The sequence below is a fragment of the Alkalibacterium iburiense genome (assembly GCF_039521845.1).
Classification (GTDB): Bacteria; Bacillota; Bacilli; order Lactobacillales; family Carnobacteriaceae_A; genus Alkalibacterium; species Alkalibacterium iburiense.
This window is the reverse complement of record NZ_BAAACW010000081.1, coordinates 1-919: the sequence shown is the minus strand read 5'-3', so window position 1 is coordinate 919 and position 919 is coordinate 1. Positions and strand designations below refer to the sequence as shown.

The following is a 919-nucleotide window of genomic DNA, read 5'->3' as shown; positions in this document are numbered from 1 at the left end:
AAGGTCGCTTTTCAAACGTGCAATCAGTGCTTTTTGTGTCGGAATGTTCTCATGGATACGCACCATCAAGGAACGGAGGAGCGCTTGATAGTTCAATTTGACGGGTGGACCCACACGAGATTCTTTTTCGAATAGAGCTAATACTTTTCCCCACTCAAGTGGGGAGAGAATTTCTTGGTATTTCTCCTGAACGTCAAGTTTTTCTAAAAAATCAATGTCAAATAAAGTGGGTTGTTGTATAATGGACATAAGGAATCCCTCCTGGAGTACGTGTCTTAGTCGACAACCTAATTGTACCATATGGGGGGGTTCCTTTTTTCTATGTTTTAAAAAAGTTGATTTATCAGGTGTTAAACACGACAAATAATTATGAAATTGGCTCATATACATGTTAATTTATTTCCCGCCAGTCGTTATTTGATACAGTTTACCATCCGTCTCATCAAGGTTCTGTATTATTGCTAATCCTAATAGCTCGGTGATTACATTATCAAGAGGAACTCTAATGGTACCCAAAGAATGTCTTGCACTATGTACAAACACAGTTATAGGAGTTCAGAGTTCAATGTTGGACATTCAAGACGTGATTCAAGCCTCGATTAAAGCAGAAAGTTTTATCACTCATACCCTTTATAAAAGTTGGAGCGAATAGAAAAGAGCCTTAGTTACAGGCTCTTACTAAACTCTTTAATTGAAGAAATGATTTATAAAAGGCCAACTGCTCTCTCATCAGATAAGTTAGCGAATTAGATCATATTATCTTTTTAGAGATAATACTATGGTAAAGTTCATTTTATCTGGATATTTCTATATCTAATATCCAGGATTAAGAGTATTATTTAATCGGTAGTGTAAAAAGTTTTATGAAAAAACAAGAAAAAAAGAGAAATACTTCCTCTGATTAACATAAGTGGGAGTA

Annotated in this window: 1 pseudogene; it reads right to left on the bottom strand. The window is 35.3% G+C overall.

The annotated features are described in order from the left end of the window. Nucleotides 1-249: pseudogene (locus ABDZ53_RS07030) on the bottom strand (transposase); the annotation flags it as partial. Nucleotides 250-919: the final 670 nt, after the last annotated feature.